Below are 951 nucleotides of genomic sequence, written 5' to 3'. Positions count from 1 at the left end.
TCGAGATCATGGTGGGCTTGATCGGCGGCGTCTCGGCCCCCTTGCTGTTTCTCTCGTTCTCGTGGTCGGCCGCGCCGTTCCGCATCCTGCTCTACATCATGGTGTTCCTGATCGGAGCACTGGTGGGCATGGAAGTCCCGCTGGTCATGCGCGCACTCAATGCTCGCCAGACCGCTTTTCGCGAGCTGGTCAGCACGGTGCTGACCTTCGACTACCTGGGCGCGCTGGCGGTATCCTTGCTGTTTCCGCTGGTGCTGGCGCCGCACCTGGGCCTGACGCGTACCGGTTTCCTGTTCGGGATGAGCAACGTGGCCGTGGGACTGTGGACCATCTACGTGTTCCGCACCGAACTGAAGCAGGCCCAACGCCAGCTGCTGCGGGCCTGCCTGGTGCTGTTCCTGCTGGGGACCGGCTTTGCCGCTTCGGACCGACTGGTGCAATGGGGCGAGCACGGCATGTATGGCGATGAAGTCATCTATTCCACCAGCACCCCCTACCAGCGCCTGGTGATCACCCGCTGGAAGGACGATCTGCGGCTCTACATCAATGGCAACCTGCAGTTTTCTTCACGTGACGAATATCGCTATCACGAAGCACTGGTGCATCCGGCGCTGGCCACCCTGCCCTGGGCGCGCTCGGTGCTGGTGCTGGGCGGGGGCGATGGCCTGGCCTTGCGCGAAATCCTGCGTCATCCCAACATCCAGCAGGTGACGCTGGTGGACCTCGATCCGGCCATGACCCAGGCCTTCCGCAATCGCCCGGAACTGGTGGCGCTGAACCACGGCGCGCTGTCCGATCCACGGGTCAGGATCGTCAATGCCGATGCCGCCATCTGGCTGCAGAACAATGCCCAGATGTTCGACCTGGCCATCGTCGACTTCCCCGATCCCTCCAGCTTTGCCCTGGGCAAGCTGTTCTCGGTGCCCTTCTATGGCGTGCTCAAGAAACATG

At 63.0% G+C, this 951-nt stretch carries 1 pseudogene; it reads left to right on the top strand.

Annotated elements, in window-relative coordinates:
• A pseudogene (locus tag I5W_RS20090) lies at nt 1-951 on the top strand (polyamine aminopropyltransferase); the annotation flags it as partial.

It is taken from the genome of Herbaspirillum sp. B65 (genome assembly GCF_000333555.1).
Classification (GTDB): domain Bacteria; phylum Pseudomonadota; class Gammaproteobacteria; order Burkholderiales; family Burkholderiaceae_D; genus Herbaspirillum; species Herbaspirillum rubrisubalbicans.
The sequence above is the reverse complement of the archived record's forward strand: the minus strand, read 5'-3'. Positions and strand labels throughout refer to the sequence as shown.